The following is a 17,383-nucleotide window of genomic DNA, read 5'->3' on the forward strand; positions in this document are numbered from 1 at the left end:
GGGACCGGCAGCTGATATACCGCCGGCCCCAAAGGCTTATTGCCCGGTGTAGACGCCCGGAACGATGGGCTGCTCGGCGGGAACCTCTTCGCCGTCCATGATGGCAAGCGCGGTGTCGACCGCCATCTTGCCCATCTGGTCGGGGAACTGCTGGATCACGCCGATCATCACGGGATCGCTGTCGACCGCGTTCCGCGCCTCTTCCATGCCGTCAAAGCCGATGACCTTGACCTGCTCGGCGAGCCCTGCGCTTTTCACCGCCACGGCGGCGGCGAGGGCGGCATCGTCACCGAAGCCGAAGATGCCGTCGATCTCGGGGTTGGCCTGCAGCATGTTCTGCGCCGCCGCAAGCGCCTCGGCGCGGGTGATGCCGGTCTGCTGTGCGACGATCTCGATACCGGGGAACTCTTCGAGCCCCTTCTTGAAGCCGTCGATGCGGGCCACGACCGATTGCACGGTGGGATAGTCGATGATTGCCACCTGGCCTTCACCGCCCAGCTGTTCGCCCATCAACTTTGCCGCTTGCACGCCGCCGGCGTAGTTGTCGGTGCCGATGTAGGAGGTCACGTCCACGCCCGTCGCGGGCACGTCCACGGTGATGACCTCGATCCCGGCGGCCTTGGCCTTCATGATCGCGGGCAGAGCGCCCTGGCTATCAACCGGCGAGATTACCAGCACGTCGACACCTTTGACGATGAAATCCTCGACGTCCGCCAGCTGCTTGGACAGGTCCTGGTTCGCGATGGACACCTCGAGCGGAACGTCTCTGGCCTCGGCCTCGGCCACCATGGCGTTGTTGATCTCGATGTAGAACGGGTGCTGCTGGGTCAGTAGCGACGCGCCGATACCCTCGGCCGATGCGCCGGTTGCCGCCAGAAGCGCTAGCGTCGTCGACGCAAGGAGATTGCGGGTGATGGTCTTCATGGTTGTTCCTCCCAGAACATATGGACGCGCCCATGAAATGCGGGCGGAGTCCCCTCCGATGTGTACTCGAGTATAATATAATTTTACTTGAGTAAACTATAGAGACGGGATTTTCTTCAGGCAGAAACGGGATCCCACTCATGAGCTACGATTTGGTATGACCTCGGAGCGCCAATCCGCTGACAGGATGCTCAGCTCCTACCCCAGCTCTTGTGCACAAATCGCGTGAGAGATCCCCCTCGTGAACCCCGAATGGCAGCAGATCTGAATGAGCAGACCCGCCCCCACCTACAGGACCACCCGATGTGCGCACTACTTGAAGCGCGCGCACCCATTACCTGCGACGGTAGGGGCGTCGGCCCCTTTCCCCCACCATCATTTCGAGGAAGAGCTCGGCCGGTGCCGCCATCCGAGACATTTGCGAGGCGCGTTGTTGAGCTGGTCGCAGAGTTGCTTCAGCTCGAGCTCGGTCGTGGCCGCGACGTCGCGCTGCCTTGGAAGCCAGTGACCAAGTTGGCGGTTGGTGTTCAGGGCTGTGCCTGTCTGCCAAGACGAGGAGGGGTCGCAGACCCAGGTCTGGGTTCCTAGCTATGCCTGCAGGTGCGGCCATGATACGAACTCCGTGCCGCGGTCGAAGGTGAGGGATCTGTGGCCCGCCAGTTCAGATCCCGAACCGCCTTCACGAACTATGTCCCTCTCGGCAGATTGCGTCATGCTCTAGCACGACGCAACCGCCTGCCGGGCAGTGCATGACCGGTTTTGCGCGCCTGTTGGCGTTCTTCAGCAGCACGACACGTTTGACCAGAGAAGTGACGTTGGTCTGACCTGGATTGATTGAGCAGCATTAAATCAGCCTCCCAGTGTCCAAATTCCCCGCGGTGTGCGACATCATCCGGGCGGAAGAGGATACTGACATCACGGTCGATTTTCAGCGCGGCGCTTGCGGGCGCGATGTGGTTGGCGGGCCTTTCAGTATTCGGGTAGGTACCACAAAAGCTCCTGCGCCATGCCTTCCTTCAAGTAGATGTAGTGGTAGATCGTTTCCTGGCAGACCCGGAGCGTCACACCTTCGTGGACCAGCCGGTTGCCGATTTGCTCGGGCGTCCCGTCGACCGGCAGGCGCGTGCGCAGCATACTGCCGAGAGGGGGCCGTTCTTGATCCGCTCGACCACCTGATTTCGAAGCTAAGGATGCCGGATCAGCTTGCGCTGGCGGGCGCCCCGACTGTTGGCTCGGTGATGCGCAGCGGCGCCGTAGTAGCCATCATAGCCCGGCAGGCACTCATCGCTGAACCAGTTTCGTTTGGCCTTGCGATGATAGTGGCTTTCGAGCGAGGCAACACGCGCGCCATCTCCCGGACAGGGGACTTTGCCAGCTTCCAGCGTTCGATCTGGACACGGTCCATGACGCTCAGTTGCGCGCAAATCGCTCCAATGGTAGACTCTCTCCATTAGATAACCATCTGTTTTCTAAGGGGAGTCGCACTTGAGGGTAGCGCGCACCCCTGCCGCCATGGTTGCCGCGTAATGAGGATTATGAATTATAATTCAACCCTCCGATTGACACTTTTCATGGTCCGTCGCGCCTCAGAGCCCATCATCGGCCTGCCTTCCGAATGCACAAGGCCGTATGATGGTGGCTATAGCGACCTGGGCCCATATCCGGCTCTCAACAGCCCGAAGACCCTGGGCGACGCCAAGGACTGTGCAGTGCCGGGGAGGTGCAGTACCGGCCCGCAAATTCCCGGCAGAAACGAACGCAGCGATTGGACTCTGAGGATCGGCACAAGCCACAGGTCGAACAGCAGGCAGCTCTTCGACCTGTGCAGCGGTCTGCGCGGCCACGGCAGCCTTGCGACGGCGCAGACCGCGATCAGCGCATCGGCCGCACCTGGTACCAGGGTCCCGCCAAAGGTTCGCGCCGCAACTATGGGCGGTGTGGCCTTGGTCACCTAAGCGAAGCCAAGCTCGAGGCGGATCCGATCAGCATCCTGCAGCCTCAGCGCCCCCCCTTGGACCGAGACCCTGCCTACGCGGTGGCGGCCTCGCGGGTCCTGACGGTGCACGGCGGGCGGCAGATCGAGCTTGGTACCAGCCGCGGCATCGCCGGCGGCGACGCCAATCCACAAATAGGTCTGTGGACAACAGTCCGCCACCGCTTGCTATGTTGGTGACTGCCCGGCGACGGCAGGATGGGTCAGGTCGCGCGCACCTTGTCGAGCCGGGCAAAGAACAAGCCGGCCACGAGAATGAAGCCGCCAAGGATCGCCGTCTGCCAACTGCTCGGGATGCCTACGAGGATCAGCACGTTGCTGACCAGCGTGATGAGCAGCACGCCCAGCAGCGTGCCCTGCACCGTGCCCGACCCGCCGGTGATACGGGCGCCGCCGAGGACCACCGCTGCGATGACCGGCAGCTCAGTGCCCGCGAGATCGAAGGGGTTGGCAAGGCGGTTGGCGGTGACGTGTATCACCCCCGCCAGTCCCGCCAGCAGACCGGCGAAGGCAAAGGCAAAGACCCTCACCCGGCCCACCCGGTAGCCCAGCCGCGCCGCGATGTCGGGCTTGCCGCCCACCGCGAAGATCGCGCGGCCGATCATGGTGAAGTTCAGCATCCACCACGTCAGCAGCGCCGCTACCACCAGCACGAGGAAGTAGACCGGCAGTTCCACTGCCAAGCCACGCTCGGTGGTGACCGAAATCAGCGTAAGCCGTCCAAAGCCGTCCATCGCGGCGGGAATGTTCATGAAAAGCGCGGTGCCGATGAAGGTCAGCAGGAAGCCGCGAAAGGCGTATTGTGTACCGATAGTGACAATCAGCGCCGGCGCTTTCAGGACGTTGACCAGCAGCCCGTTGATCGCCCCGAGCCCTGCCCCGGCCACGGCCGCCAGCGCAAGGATCGGCGCCATGCCAAGCTCTGGCGCCACGTTCACCACGAACAGCGTCAGCGTGTACATGACCAGTGCCCCGATGGCGGTGAACGACACGTCGAGCCCTCCCGAGGCCAGCACCACCAGCACCCCGAGTGCGAACAGACCCCGCACCACAGAGGCGCGCAGAATGTCGAAGAGGTTGGCAAGCTGCCAGAAGTCGGTGTTGATCGCCCCCACCACGAGGCAGGTCAGCACGATCAGCACCGCAGGGAAGATGGTCGGATGCTGCGCCGACCATGTCCAGAAGCGGCGGCTTGCGGACGGACCCTGCGCGGGATCGGCGGCGTGGGAAGTCTCGGTGTTGGTTGTGGTCATGTCCGGGGGTCCTTACGCCACGGCCAGCGCATGGGCGCCCGCGATGGCGGTGTAGAGCGTGTCTTCGTCCAGCGCCTCGGCGTCGTGGGTCTCGTGGATGCGGCCCTCGCGCATCACTGCGATGCGGTCGCAGTTCTGCAAAAGCTCAGGCAGGTCGTCCGAGACGATGATGATGCCCATGCCCGCTTCGGCTTGCGCCTGGATAATGCGGAAGATCGTGTCCTTGGAACCGACGTCGACACCCACGGTGGGACCGTGCAGGATCAGCAGGCGCGGCTCGGTCGCGAGCCAGCGTCCAATGAGCACCCGCTGCTGGTTGCCCCCCGACAGGGACGAGACCGGTGCCTCGACGTCGCTTGCCACGATGGCCAGATCATCCAGCGTTTGCTGCGCCCGGGCGCGGGCCCGGCCACGGTCCACCAGCCCCAACGCACCCTTGAGCCGCTCGAGGATCGACATGGTAATGTTCTCGGAAATCGGTTTTTCGAGGAACAGGCCCTCGGTCAGCCGGTCCTCGGGCACATAGGCCACCCCCGCCTCAATGGCGCGGTGCGGGGCCGACACGTCGAGCGGCGCGCCCGCAAGCGTCACCGTGCCCGCCTCGGGCGGGGCGAGGCCGGCGAGGCTCAGCGCAAACTCATTGCGGCCCGAGTCCGCAAGGCCGGTCAGTCCAAGGATCTCACCCGCGCCCACCTGCAGCGACAGGTCCGTGTAGTGGCCCGGCAGCGACAGGCCCTGCACATCGAGCAGCGGCATCACGTCACCCTTGGCTGACGCGCGGTAGCGGCCCTGTTCCAGCTCGCGGCCCGTCATCCAGTAGCCGATCTCGGCATTGGTGGCGGTGCCAACGTCCACGGTCTGCACCAGCTCGCCGTCGCGCATGACAAGGCCGGTGCCGCCCATCTCGCGCGCCTCGTCAAGCTTGTGAGTCACGAAGAGCACGGCGGCCCCGTTCTCCTGAAGGCGGCGCACCGTGCGGATGAGATTGTCGACCTCGCGCCGGGTGAGGGAGGTGGTCGGCTCATCCATGATCACCAGCCCTGCCTCGCTGGCCACAGCACGGGCGATGGCGACAAGTTGGCGCAGCGCGATGGGCAGCGTGTCGATGGGACGGCTCAGGAAGGCGCGGTCGGCGGGCAGGCCGACGATCTCCAGCGCGCGCTGCGCCGTCGTGGTCACCCGCTCCCGGTCAAGCCGGCGGAACAGCCCGCCGTGCCCCTCGACCAGCTGCTCGGAGAGGCCGATGTTCTCAGCCACCGTGAGGTTCGGCAACAATGACAGATCCTGGTAGACCGTTTCGATCCCCGCATCCAGCGCCTGGATCGGGTCGAGGCCGGTCATGTCGCGCCCCTCGATCAGCACTTGCCCAGAGGTGGCGGGCTGGGCGCCGGAGATGATCTTGATGAGCGTGGATTTGCCGCAGCCGTTCTCGCCAAGGAGGTGGTAGAACTGCCCGCGCTCGATGTGGAGGCTGACACCCTTCAGCGCGTGCACGCCGCCGTAGCGCTTGTGCAGGTCGCGGGTTTCGAGAAAGGCAGCGGTCATGTCTCGGCTCCTGGGAGGGGGCGGCAGGCGAGGTCGGGCAGCGGCGCGCAGCGCCCCTGCCCTTTCAGTATCGGATCAGAACGGGAAGTCGGACCAGTTGTCCTTGGTCACGTCGACCCAGGCCTGGCCACGGACGATCTTGCCATCGCCGGGGCCATCGCTGACGGTCACGTTGGTATAGCCCGGCACGCCGAGATCGTCGCCGGTGGCGATCTCTTCACCGTTCAGCACCTTGTGGGCCAGGATGTTCATGACGTAGCCGGCATCCTTGGGATCCCAGAAGGCGATGCCGTCGACGGCACCGCTCTCGAGATAGGCCGAGCTGTCCTTGGGAAGGCCGAGGCCATAGACACAGGTCTCATCCTCGAGCCCTGCTTCCTCGACCGCGCGGCCGATGCCGATCACATCGATGGCCGAACCACCTTGGAAGCCCTTGATGTCGGGATGGCTGCGCAGGATCTCCTTGGCCAGCTCGTAGGCGCGGTTGGCGTCGTTGAAGCTCTCGTTCTTGGGCGAGACCAGCTCCATGTCCGGGAACTGCGACATGTATTCCTCACCACCATCAGCCCATTGCACGTGGGTCAGCGAGCCGAGAGAGCCCACGAACGAAGTCCACTTGCCACTCTCGCCCATGCATTCTGCGATGTCCTCGGCGAAGTGTGCGCCGAACTCGGCATTGTCGAAGGCCTCGAGGTCAAGTTGCGTGTTCTGCATGTTGTCGGCTTCGTGGGTGATCACGGTGATCCCCCGCCCCTGCGCCCGGCGCAGCACGCCTTCCAGCGTTGAGGGGTCCATCGGCACGATGGCCAGCGCGTCGACACCCTGCGCGATGAGATCCTGCACGATGGCGGCCTGCTGTGCCGCGTCCGCACGGCCCGGGCCCACCTGACGGGCGGCAATGCCGTCGGTCTCTTCGTTGTAGGCGTTGACGCCCTCTTCCATGCGGGTGAACCAGTTCTCGCCCGTGACCTTGACCACAGTGACGATTTCCTTGTCCTGTGCCTGCGCGGCGCCCGCGAGGCCCAGCACCGCCACGGACGTGGCAAGTGCGCTCAGCATCGGTTTCCTGAATGTCATGATGTTTCCTCCTCCGGTATTCCGTTTTGCCCCAGAGCGTTGCCGGTGCCGTGCGTCGGGGCCGCGCACGCCGGGGTCGTGTCAGCCGGTCGTCGCCGGGTGTCGGCGCAGCACGGCGCTGGTGTAGTGCCCCCAGTCCAGCCGCGCGTTGGCCAGGAACAGCAAAAGCAGCAGACCCCAGGCGCAATCACGGAAGAAGTTGGAGATCTGCATGAAGTTGAACAGGCTCGACAGGATCTGCAGCGCGATCGCCGAGAGCACGACGCAGACCACCCGGCCATACCCGCCCTCGGGGCGCACCCCAGCCATCACGGCGATGAGGATGGCCACCAGCACGTAGGAGCTGCCGTAATCCCATTTGATTGACGAGGTCCGCGCCGCGATGATGATGCCCGCGACCGACGCGAGCACCCCCGCCAGCAGGTAGGTGCGGAACAACATCGCGCCGACCCGGATGCCAGCAAAGCGCGCCGCCTTGGGATTGGACCCCATCAGGAACAGGTGGATGCCGAAGCGCGAGAACCGCAGCATCGCCGCCAGTGCAAGCGCGATGATCACGAAGATCGCGAAGGTGCGCGGCACGCCCATCCAGGGCATGTTGCCGAAGTCGTCGATCACCGGCACATAGCCCAGCTGCAGCGCCGAACCGCCGGTGAGCCCCACCGCGATGCCGGTGAACAGCAACTGGGTTCCCAGCGTCGCGATGATTGGCGTCATACCGGCAAAGCCGATAAGCGCGCCATTTAGCGCCCCGCCCAGCACGCCAGTCAGCAGCGCGATGACCGAGAACATGGCGAAGAAGGCCACCGGGGCGTCGGACGCATCGAAAAGGCCCGGCGCCAGCAAGAAGGCCACCACCCCCGACAGGTTCGCCAGTGCGATGCCCGACAGGTCGATGCCGCCATTGCCCGACACCATTGCCAGCATGACGCCGAGCGCCAGCAGGCCGAGCTCTGGCACCTGCGTGCCCATCGACTGGAAGTTGTAGAGTGACATGAAGCGATCGCCGACCAGAGCCATGGCGGCCACGACGATTGCCGCGTTGATGCCCACAAGGAACACCAGCTGCGCATCCATGCGTCCGGCTTTCATGACGATCCTCCTCCTGCGGCCGGTCACGGACCGCTTTCGTCGCGGCCCCAATCGCAGGTCCGCGTCTCCTCGCCCACAAGGAAGCGCGCATTTCCACTTTTGTCAACGCCAATGTTTGTTTTGTAAAAATAGCCACGCGATTTCGGTTGACAGCCCAGCCATCTGTCGGAAATGAAAGAGGAAGGGCGGCGGTCCCGCGCATGGAATTCCGCCGGGACCGTGCTGGCTAAACGGCGCGACAAGGAGGAGATTTCATGCAACGACTGTTCAACGATCCCGATGATATCGTGGACGAAACCGTCTCTGGATTCGTCCGGGCACATGCCGACCATGTGACGCTGTCGCCGGACAATCCGCGCGTCGTGCTGGCGAAGGGCTGTGGCGAAACGGGCCGGGTCGGCATCGTGACGGGCGGCGGATCGGGCCATGAGCCTGCCTTCATGGGCTATGCGGGAGAGCGCATGGTCGACGCGGTTGCCGTGGGCGAACTGTTCTCGTCCCCCACCGCCAAGGCGTTCCTCGAAGCCATCCGTGCAGCCGATGGCGGCGCAGGCGTGGCGGTGCTCTACGGCAACTATGCCGGCGACAACATGAACGTGAAGATGGCCGCACGCATGGCTGCCAAGGAGGGCATCGAGGTGCTCACCGTAGTCGCCAACGACGATGTCTGCTCGGCACCCATTGATGAGCGCGCCAAGCGGCGCGGCGTCGCGGGTGAGATCCTGATGTGGAAGGTGGGCGGGGCCAAGGCGGCTACGGGCGCTTCGCTGACGGAGGTGCAAGCCACCGCCCAGAAGGCGATCGACGCCACCCGCTCGGTCGGGGTCGGCCTGGCGCCCTGCACCCTTCCCGCCAACGGCAAGCCCAATTTCGACATCCCCGGCGGCAAGATGGAGGTCGGCATCGGCCACCACGGCGAGCCTGGAACCGAAGTGGCCGATCTCGAATCCGCCGACGCGGTGGCGGACCGGATGCTGAAGATCGTGCTCGACGACCACGACCTCGCGTCGGGCGACCGGGTCTGCGTGCTGCTCTCGGGGCTTGGCGCAACACCGATCAATGAGCTTTACGTGGTCTACGATCGGGTGGCCAAGGGGCTGGAGGAAAAAGGTATTTCCGTGCACCGCCCCTTCGTGGGCAATTATTTCACCTCGCTCGAGATGATGGGCGTGACGCTGACCGTGATGAAGCTGGACGACGAACTGGAGGCGCTGATCGACGCACCCGCCAGCGCCCCCGGCATGGCCGTGAAAGGCTGAGGAGGACCGAAGATGGCAAGTTTCGAGAACGCAGGTTCGGGCGCTATGGTGCGCAAGGTGGCGGCGGCAGTGGTCGAGAACCGCGCTTGGCTGTCCGAGATCGACGGCAAGATCGGCGACGGTGACCACGGTAACAACATGGCCAAGGGCTTTGGCCGCGCCGCCGAGCGGATCTCCGACGGGGACACGCTGGATGCGGCCTTCGCCACCGTCACCGACGTGCTGATGGGCGAGATCGGCGGCTCGATGGGGCCGCTCTACGGCATGTTCTTCTCGGACATGGCAGACGTGGTCGCCGGCAAGGAGCGTATCGACGCCCCCACCTTCGCCGCGATGCTGGCCGCCGGTGCCGAGGGCGTCATGGCCATCGGCGAGGCGCGCCCGGGCGACAAGTGCCTTCTCGATGCGCTCTGCCCCGCCGTGACCGCCGCCGAGGAGAATGCCGCAAAGGGCTTCCCCGAAACACTCGTCGCGGTGCGCAAGGCGGCCGAAGACGGCCGTGATGCCACCGTTGACATGATCGCGCAGATCGGCCGCGCCAGCCGGCTGGGCGAACGGTCGCGCGGGGTGCAGGATGCAGGCGCCACCTCCTGCGCGCTGATCCTCGTGACCCTTGCCGACGCCATCGAGGCTCGGCTTTCCTGAGGGGGGCGGCCTGAAGGCGCTGGTCCGACCACCAGGGCCTTACGACATGGGCCTGACAACGCGGTCCTGAAAATGCACACCTGACGACCCTGGGGGCGGCCACGCTGCCGCCCCGACCCAGGCCGACGCCCGGCAGAGAGCCGTTGCATTGCCGCGCCCCCGACGCCACTGTCGCCGTCGCAAGCGGAGAAGAGCGGATGACCCAAGACCTCGACCGGGCGGCGATGGCCGCTTTCCTGAAACGCGCCGCCCAGCGGCTGGAAGAGTGCCGCACCGAGCTAAGCACCCTCGACGGCGAGGTCGGCGACGGCGATCATGGGGCCTCCATGGCCGACGGCTTCTCCGCCGCCGCCACCGGTTTCGAGACCGAGGGCGACGACCTGCCCGGCGCCTTGCGCGCCGCCGGGCAGCGGTTCCTGAGCGCGGTCGGGGCGACGGTTGGCCCGCTCTATGCCACCGCCTTTATCGAGGCCGCCGGGCGCAGTGGCCCGGACAGCATCCCGGCCCCCACGCTCATCGCGGCCTTTGACGACGGCATCGCCCGTCGCGGCAATGCCCAGCCCGGCGATTGCACCATGCGTGATGTCTGGCTCCCCGCAGCGCGCTGCGCCGCCTCGGGCAGCATGCCCGAGGTGCTCGAGGCCGCCGGGGCCGGGCTCGAGGCGACACGGACAATGGTCGCAGCCAAAGGCCGCGCAGCGCGGCTCGGCAGCCGCACGCTGGGCCGCATCGACCCCGGAGCGCGCTCGGCGCTAGTGATCCTTGAGGCCCTGTCAAACACCTTGGGCGGCGAAGGCGACAGCGCATGAGCGAGAGCCGCGCGAAACGGTCCGGCGCTCCTGACGCCAGCAAGCGCGCGCCGCTGAAGTTCGGCGACGATCCCCTGCTCTGGGCCGCCTGGCTCTATTACGAAGAGGGCATGACCCAGAGTGAGATTGCCGCCACCATGGGCCTGTCGCGCCCCACGGTGATCACCTATCTGTCCGAAGCGCGCGAGCGCGGCATCGTCAATATCTCCATCGCGGTGGACAGGCTGCGCAGCCTGTCGCTGGCACAGCAGATGGTCGACCATTTCGGCCTGCGCGATTGCCTCGTGGTGCCCACCGAGGGCGGCGAGCGCAGCCTGATCGACCGGCTCGGCGATGCCGGGGCCCGCACGCTGGGCTGGCACCTGCGCCCGGCCCAGACCGTGGGGATCGCCTGGGGCCGGACCATGCTGGCCGTTGCCGCCGCCGTGCCGCCGCAGCATCTTGCCGACCTGCGCGTGGTGCAGGCCACCGGCGGCACCACCGCCGCCATCCCCTACACCCCTGAGGCCGTCGCCACCCGCCTGTCCGAGGCGCTCTCGGCGCAGGTCGTTCCGATCTCCGCGCCCTGCATCGTCTCGCAGCCGCAGGTGCGTGACCTGCTGCTGCAGGAACCTGTTCTGCGCGAGCAGATGCAGTCCCTGTCCGAACTCGACATGATCGTGCTGGGCGTGTCCTCGCTGCGGCCCAACTCCACCATCCACACCAGCGGCTTCTTCGCCAACGCGCTCGAACAGCACGACCATTACCGCGATGCGGTGGGCTCGCTGGTGGGGCGGTTCATCGACGCGCAGGGCACGCCAGTGATCGGCCCGCTTGACGGGCGCACCATCGGCCTGCCGCTCGAGGCCCTGCGCCAAGTGCGCACCCGCATTGGCGTCTCCGGAGGGTTCGACAAGGTGCCCGCCCTGCTGGCGGCGTTGCGCGGCGGCTACATCAACGTCCTGGTCACCGACGCCGACACCGCCGAGGGCATCCTGCGCGCCGACGGCGCCGAGGTGCAGCGCCAGAGCCTGTCGCGCCGGCCGCCGTCCTCGCCTACGCCCGAGCCTGCGCCGGCGGTCGGAACCCCCGCCCCACCCCCTTTTGTCAAGAAGTTGCTCAACGACCCGCGCGCCGCGGTCGACGAGGCGATGGAGGGGCTGCTGCGGGCCCACCCGGGCCACATTGCCCGCATCGACGGCTCGTTCCGGGCCATCCGCCGCGCCACGCCCGCCCCCGAGGGCAAGGTCGGGCTGGTGATCGGCGGCGGTGCCGGACACGAGCCACTTTTCCTGGGCTACGTTGGACCGGGCCTCGCCGACGCGGTGGCGGTGGGCAACATCTTTGCCGCACCTCCGCCCGACCGAATCCTCGCCTGCTGCCGCGCGGCATCGTCCGGCGCGGGCGTTCTGCATGTCTTCGGCAACTACTCGGGTGACGTGATGAACTTCGAAATGGCCGGAGAGCTGGCCTCCGCGATGGGCATCGAGGTGCGCACCGTGGTGACCACTGACGACATCGCCTACTCGCCCGCGTCCGACCGGGACGGTCGGCGCGGCACCGCGGGCAACGTTTTCATCTTCAAGATCGCCGGGGCCGCCTGCGACCGGATGCTGCCGCTCGAAGATTGCGAGCGGATCACGCAAAAGGCCAACGCGGCCACTTTCACAATGAGCGTCGGCCTCACGGCAGGATCCCTGCCCGAGACACGCCGCCCCTCGTTCGAGCTTGGCGCGGACGAAATCGAGATCGGCGTCGGCATCCACGGCGAGCCGGGCGTGCAGCGCGCTCTGATGATGAGCGCGGACGACATCGCCGACCGCATCATGGACGGACTGTTTTCCGAGGCCGGGCTTTGTCCCGGCAGCCGCATCGGGCTATTGGTCAACGCTCTTGGCGGCACGCCGATGATGGAGCTGGGTATCCTGAACCGACGGGTGCACCAGCGTCTTGCCGCACGCGGGGTCGAGATCGTGCGGACCTGGCTCGGCCCATACTGCACGTCGCTCGACATGGATGGGGCTTCGGTCTCCGTGATCGTCCTGGACGAGCAGCTCGAAGACCTGCTGCTGGCCCCCTGCGACGGCTTCGCCTTCCGCGTTGGCTGAGGCTGAAAAGCAAAGATGGGGGCACCCTCTTTCAGGCCTGCAATAGCGCTATCGCCGGAACCACGGCCAACGAGGGCATCACTGGTCCTGACCGCAGCCCCTCTGGCCTCGGCCGCAAGCCTTGGCACGGCTCTGCAGGCGCAGGCGCAGGACGTGGGCTCCGGGTCACTGGTGCTCGGCACCTTGGGCGCTCCGTTTTACCAGGCGCTGCGATGCAGCGCCATGCCCCGCGCCGAAGAACTCGTTCTCTGCCGGTGACCAGTTCGCCGCCGACAGCCAGATCACGGTGGATGCGGTGACCGCCACCGCCCCCGACGTGGCCGCCGTCGTGCCCACGGACATGCAGGTGCTGGTCCAGCCAATGCGTGAGCTGGCCGAACGGGCCACCCGTTTCATCACCGTGAACCAAATCGTCGTCGGCAGCAATTTCGACGAGACCGAGGTGCTTACAGACAACAAGGGAGGCGGCAGCACGGTGGCCAATGTCATGGCCGAATTCTTCGGCCGTGGAGACGAGATGCTCGTGGTCATTCAGCCGCCAAGCTCTCTGGCCCGGCCCCCCACCGCCGGGTTCGAGACCTACGACGGCATCGACTACCTCGGTGGGCAGGACCAGTCCGATGACCCTAAGAAGGCCGCCGAGATCGTCCCCTCGACTGTCTCCGCCCGCCCACATCCTGTAATGGCTGCCTCTCCGCAGGATTTGCTTCGGACGGTGCGGCGTTCAGGCCTGCTGCCCGTCATCCACAAGTGCACGCAGAGCGCACGCAGGAACCGGACAAGCCATCCGTCACCCGGTTCAGTCACCTGCGGCGGGCGCTGATCGCATATCGGTGTTCCGACCGGCGCAACACGGATTTCAGCCAGCCGAACTGAACCGCCTGCGCCCGGTGAATCGCACCGAGATCAGTGTCGACCTGCACATCCTCGAACCCAGCCGCACGCAGGAGTGCCACGACCTCCCTCCCCCGGGCCCCATGCGCGAAATGAACCCGCGACAGGATCTCGGCATGCCGGGAGAAGCCGGGTCGAGGCCGCGCCGTCGCCACTTTACCGACCAGCCGCGACAGCCAGCTTCGCGAGACGAAATCGCCGTCCACAACCAGCAATTGGCCGCCGGGGGCGAGGATTCGGTGCCACTCTGCAAAGGCCGCTGCCGGGTCGACCAGTGTCCAGACAAGGTGGCGCGTCACGATCACGTCCGTTGACGCATCCGGCAGCATGGTGCGCTCGGCATCGGCCTGCAGGAACGTCACTCCGGGTAGCTTGGCGCGCGCCCGATCCAGCATGGGTTCCGCCCAGTCGAGGCCGGTGACCGCGAAACCCATGTCCCGGCACAGGCGCGCGATCTCCCCGGTGCCGGAGGCAAGGTCAAGCAGCCGTCGCCCCTCGGCCAGGCCAAGGTGACGGGTGAAGAGCGCCCGCCAGGCGGACATCTCTGCACCGTCCGCGATACGATGGCCCGGGTCGTTGTCAAAGGTCGCCGCACGGTCCGACCAGTACTCGCGGATGTCGTCGCGCAGGTCGCGGTTGGAAGGGGGGACTTGCGTCATCCTGGCTCTCCGTATTTGCCCTTCCGACTTCGGCGGAGACCGGGATCTTGTCAATCTATATTCTTGACTGAATAAGTCGGCAATCGTAAGTGGGCCGCGGACAACCCCCAGGAGGACCCATTCCATGACCCTTCGTTCCGTTCTCGGCGCCTCCGCGCTGAGCCTGATCGCCGCCAGCCTTGCGCAAGCCGACCCCATCACCCTGACCGACATCGCCGGTCGCGAGGTCACGGTCGACGCGCCGGTCGAGCGCGTGATCCTCGGCGAAGGGCGGCAGGTCTTCTTTACCTCCGTGCTCGACGGCGATGCTCCGTTCGACCGCGTCGTGGGCTGGCGCGATGACCTGAAGCAGGCCTCGCCCGAAAGCTACGACGCCTATGCCGAGAAGTTCCCCGACCTGGCTGACATCCCGACCTTTGGCGGCTTCAAGGATGGCACCTTCGACATCGAGCAGGCAGTGTCCCTGCAGCCCGACGTCATGCTGATGAACCTCGAAGCGAAGCAGGCCACCGATGAAGCCGGCTACGAGGAGAAGCTCGCCAAGGTGGGCATCCCCATCGTCTACATCGATTTCCGCGAAAAGCCGTTCGAGCACACCCCGGCCTCAATGGAGATCATCGGTAAGCTGTTCGGCAAGGAGGACCGCGCCTCCGAGTTCAACACCTTCTACACCGAGCAGATGGCCCTCGTGACCGACGTGATCGACGCCCAGTCCGATCTTGAGCGCCCCCTGACCTTCGTCGAGCGTGCGGCAGGCTATTCCGAGGATTGCTGCATGTCCTTCGGTGACGGCAACTTTGGCCGCTTCGTCGAGCTTGCGGGCGGCGAGAACATGGCCTCGCCCTTCATCCCTGGCACCTTCGGCACTGTGAACGCCGAGCAGATCATCGCCTCGAACCCGGACCAGATCATCGCGACCGGCGGCAACTGGGAGGCCTACGTTCCTGGCGGCGACTGGATCGGCGTCGGCCCCGGTTCGGACGAAGACGAGGCACGCCGCAAGCTGGCAGCGCTGATGGAGCGGCCCGCCTTTACCGGTGTGAAAGCCGTCGAGACCGGGCAGGTCCATGCCATCTGGCACCAGTTCTACAACACGCCCTACAGCTTCGTCGCCGTCCAGCAGCTGGCCAAGTGGATCCACCCCGAGCTGTTCCCCAACCTCGATCCCGAAGCAACGCTGGAAGAGCTGCACGCACGCTTCCTTCCCGTCGACTACCGCCCGGGCTACTGGGTCTCCCTCGGCAATACCGAAACCAACTGATGGCGGGTGGCGGCCTCCGGGCCGCCCTCGACACGAGGCCCACATGTCAAGCGTAACCACCCAGCCCGCCACGCGGGCGCTGAACTACCGGGGACTGGTCGCACGCCGTCTTCTCATCCTTGCAGGTCTGTTGGCGCTGCTGATCCTTTCGGTGGCGACCGACGTGTCGCTCGGCCCGGCGCGCTATGCGCTGCCGGACGTACTGCGGACCATCTTGGTGCCGGGATCGGCAGACCTTCAGATGCGCGTGGTGGTCTGGGACATCCGGATGCCCATGGCCCTGCTCGCGGTGACGGTGGGCGCAAGCCTGTCGCTGGCAGGGGCCCAGATGCAGACGATCCTTGCCAACCCGCTGGCCAGCCCCTTCACGCTGGGGCTTTCGGCGGCGGCCAGCTTCGGCGCGGCACTGGCGATGGTCCTGGGGGTGGCGGTCTTCCCGGCGGCGGTAGGACTGATGGTTCCGATCAATGCCTTCGCGATGGCCATGGCCGCCTCACTTCTGATTTTCGGCCTGTCGACCATGCGCGGCGTGACGGTCGAGACGATCGTTCTGCTTGGGATCGCGTTGGTCTTTACCTTCAACGCCGCCCTGGCGCTGCTGCAGTATTTTGCCTCGGAGCAGGCCCTTTCGGCGGTGGTGTTCTGGACCATGGGCAGCCTTACCAAGGCTACCTGGGGCAAGGTCGCGCTTACGGCAGCCATCCTTGCCATCTGCGCACCGCTCTTCGCGCGGCGCGCTTGGGCGCTTACGGCGATCCGCCTGGGTGAGACCCGTGCCGCCGCCATGGGCGTGCCGGTCAAACGGCTGCGGCTCGAGGCGCTGTTCCTCGTTGCCCTTCTTGCCGCCGTGCCTGTGTCCTTCGTCGGCACCATCGGCTTCATCGGCATCGTGGGCCCGCACGTGGCGCGGCTGCTTCTGGGTGAGGACCAGCGCTTTTTCCTGCCCGGAGCGATGCTGTCCGGCGCAGTAATCTTGTCAGCGACATCGGTGATCTCGAAGGCCCTGCTGCCAGGCGCAGTGCTCCCTATCGGGATCATCACCGCATTGGTGGGCGTGCCCTTTTTCGTGGCGCTCATCCTGACGAAAGGACGCAAGGGATGGTGACCCTGGCATTGAACGGGCTTGGCGCGCGCTATGGTCGGCGCGAGATCATCGCCGAGGCATCGACCCCACCCATCCAAGGCGGCGTACTGACTGCGCTGGTCGGAGCGAACGCAGCGGGCAAGTCCACGCTCTTCCGGCGCATGGCCGGCCAGCTGCGCGGAGCGGGTTCGGTTCGCCTGTCCGAGGCCGTAGCCCACGATATCCGGTACATGCCTCAGGACACCGCGATGACTGCGGCGCTGACGGTCTACGAGTCGGTGATCCTTGCCCTCAAGCAGGGCGGTGGCGGCTGGCGCCTGACGGCAACCGAACTGGCCGCCGTCGATGACGTGCTGCACCGGTTTGGCATTGCGCAACTAGCCGAGCGCCAACTGCCTGAGCTGTCAGGGGGACAGCGGCAGTCGGTATCGATTGCCCAGACGCTGGTATCTCGGCCGAAGATCGTCCTGATGGACGAACCGACCTCGGCGCTGGACCTGTACCGCCAGTTCGAAATCCTCGAGGCCCTGCGCCGCTATGCCGCCGAAACCGGGGCCGTGGTGGTGCTTGCCCTGCATGACCTCAACCAGGTGATGCGCACCTGCACCACGACCATCGCCCTGGCAGGAGGGCGCATCATCGCCACCGGCCCGACGCTGGAGGTGCTGACACCGGAGCTGATCCGGGAGCTCTATGGTATCGACAGCCGGGTCGAGCGCTGCTCGCAAGGTTGCCCCATGATGATCGTGGACGGCCCGGCTATGTGATGCGCGGCGCACCGGGCCTGGCGCAGGGTCGCCC

Annotated in this window: 14 protein-coding genes and 1 pseudogene; 8 read left to right on the forward strand and 7 right to left on the reverse strand. The window is 66.0% G+C overall.

Annotated elements, in window-relative coordinates:
* Nucleotides 1–36: 36 nt before the first annotated feature.
* From IEX41_RS19355 to IEX41_RS19385, 6 genes and pseudogenes are all read right to left on the reverse strand, one after another.
* Complete coding sequence (locus tag IEX41_RS19355) at nucleotides 37–924, reverse strand: substrate-binding domain-containing protein (RefSeq protein WP_188791974.1); 888 nt, start codon at nucleotides 922–924, stop codon at nucleotides 37–39.
* A gap of 334 nt (nucleotides 925–1,258) precedes the next feature.
* A pseudogene (locus tag IEX41_RS22050) lies at nucleotides 1,259–2,359 on the reverse strand (transposase).
* A 761-nt stretch (nucleotides 2,360–3,120) separates the two neighbouring features.
* Nucleotides 3,121–4,170, reverse strand: coding sequence for an ABC transporter permease (locus IEX41_RS19370; RefSeq protein ID WP_188791977.1), 1,050 nt, complete (start codon nucleotides 4,168–4,170; stop codon nucleotides 3,121–3,123).
* A 12-nt stretch (nucleotides 4,171–4,182) separates the two neighbouring features.
* On the reverse strand, nucleotides 4,183–5,715 hold the full coding sequence (locus IEX41_RS19375; protein ID WP_188791978.1) for a sugar ABC transporter ATP-binding protein: 1,533 nt from the start codon (nucleotides 5,713–5,715) through the stop codon (nucleotides 4,183–4,185).
* A gap of 75 nt (nucleotides 5,716–5,790) precedes the next feature.
* Nucleotides 5,791–6,792, reverse strand: a complete 1,002-nt coding sequence (locus IEX41_RS19380; RefSeq protein WP_188791979.1) for an autoinducer 2 ABC transporter substrate-binding protein — start codon at nucleotides 6,790–6,792, stop codon at nucleotides 5,791–5,793.
* An 81-nt stretch (nucleotides 6,793–6,873) separates the two neighbouring features.
* Nucleotides 6,874–7,884, reverse strand: a complete 1,011-nt coding sequence (locus IEX41_RS19385; RefSeq protein WP_188791980.1) for an ABC transporter permease — start codon at nucleotides 7,882–7,884, stop codon at nucleotides 6,874–6,876.
* 254 nt (nucleotides 7,885–8,138) lie between these two features.
* On the opposite strand from IEX41_RS19385, the gene IEX41_RS19390 reads away from it, so the two are divergent.
* From IEX41_RS19390 to IEX41_RS19410, 5 genes are all read left to right on the forward strand, one after another.
* The gene (locus IEX41_RS19390; protein WP_188791981.1) at nucleotides 8,139–9,143 is read left to right on the forward strand and encodes a dihydroxyacetone kinase subunit DhaK; all 1,005 of its coding nucleotides are present in this window, start codon (nucleotides 8,139–8,141) and stop codon (nucleotides 9,141–9,143) included.
* Nucleotides 9,144–9,155: 12 nt separating this feature from the next.
* A complete protein-coding gene (gene dhaL / locus IEX41_RS19395; RefSeq protein WP_188791982.1) occupies nucleotides 9,156–9,788 on the forward strand; it encodes a dihydroxyacetone kinase subunit DhaL in 633 nt (210 codons plus the stop codon).
* Nucleotides 9,789–9,985: 197 nt separating this feature from the next.
* Complete coding sequence (locus tag IEX41_RS19400) at nucleotides 9,986–10,597, forward strand: DAK2 domain-containing protein (RefSeq protein WP_188791983.1); 612 nt, start codon at nucleotides 9,986–9,988, stop codon at nucleotides 10,595–10,597.
* Nucleotides 10,594–12,684 (forward strand): bifunctional sugar-binding transcriptional regulator/dihydroxyacetone kinase subunit DhaK, encoded by a 2,091-nt coding sequence (locus tag IEX41_RS19405; protein ID WP_188791984.1) that lies wholly within the window; start codon nucleotides 10,594–10,596, stop codon nucleotides 12,682–12,684. The genes IEX41_RS19400 and IEX41_RS19405 overlap by 4 nt, the downstream gene beginning before the upstream one ends.
* A 295-nt stretch (nucleotides 12,685–12,979) precedes the next feature.
* Nucleotides 12,980–13,507, forward strand: coding sequence for a type 1 periplasmic-binding domain-containing protein (locus tag IEX41_RS19410; RefSeq protein WP_188791985.1), 528 nt, complete (start codon nucleotides 12,980–12,982; stop codon nucleotides 13,505–13,507).
* Here IEX41_RS19410 and IEX41_RS19415 read toward each other — a convergent pair.
* Nucleotides 13,488–14,237, reverse strand: coding sequence for a class I SAM-dependent methyltransferase (locus tag IEX41_RS19415; RefSeq protein WP_188791986.1), 750 nt, complete (start codon nucleotides 14,235–14,237; stop codon nucleotides 13,488–13,490). The two genes, IEX41_RS19410 and IEX41_RS19415, sit on opposite strands and share 20 nt — an antisense overlap.
* Before the next feature lie 124 nt (nucleotides 14,238–14,361).
* Here IEX41_RS19415 and IEX41_RS19420 point away from each other — a divergent pair, with 124 nt between their 5' ends.
* Genes IEX41_RS19420 through IEX41_RS19430 form a run of 3 tightly spaced genes read left to right on the forward strand, consistent with a single transcriptional unit; the run spans nucleotide 14,362 to nucleotide 17,349 of the window.
* Nucleotides 14,362–15,498, forward strand: a complete 1,137-nt coding sequence (locus IEX41_RS19420) for an ABC transporter substrate-binding protein (protein WP_188791987.1) — start codon at nucleotides 14,362–14,364, stop codon at nucleotides 15,496–15,498.
* Nucleotides 15,499–15,541: 43 nt separating this feature from the next.
* Entirely contained in the window at nucleotides 15,542–16,603 is a 1,062-nt protein-coding gene (locus IEX41_RS19425; RefSeq protein WP_188791988.1) for a FecCD family ABC transporter permease, read from the forward strand.
* The gene (locus tag IEX41_RS19430; protein WP_188791989.1) at nucleotides 16,597–17,349 is read left to right on the forward strand and encodes an ABC transporter ATP-binding protein; all 753 of its coding nucleotides are present in this window, start codon (nucleotides 16,597–16,599) and stop codon (nucleotides 17,347–17,349) included. Before IEX41_RS19425 ends, IEX41_RS19430 begins: the two co-directional genes overlap by 7 nt.
* Nucleotides 17,350–17,383: the final 34 nt, after the last annotated feature.

The sequence above is a fragment of the Salipiger pallidus genome (assembly GCF_014643635.1).
In the GTDB taxonomy this organism is placed as follows: domain Bacteria; phylum Pseudomonadota; class Alphaproteobacteria; order Rhodobacterales; family Rhodobacteraceae; genus Salipiger; species Salipiger pallidus.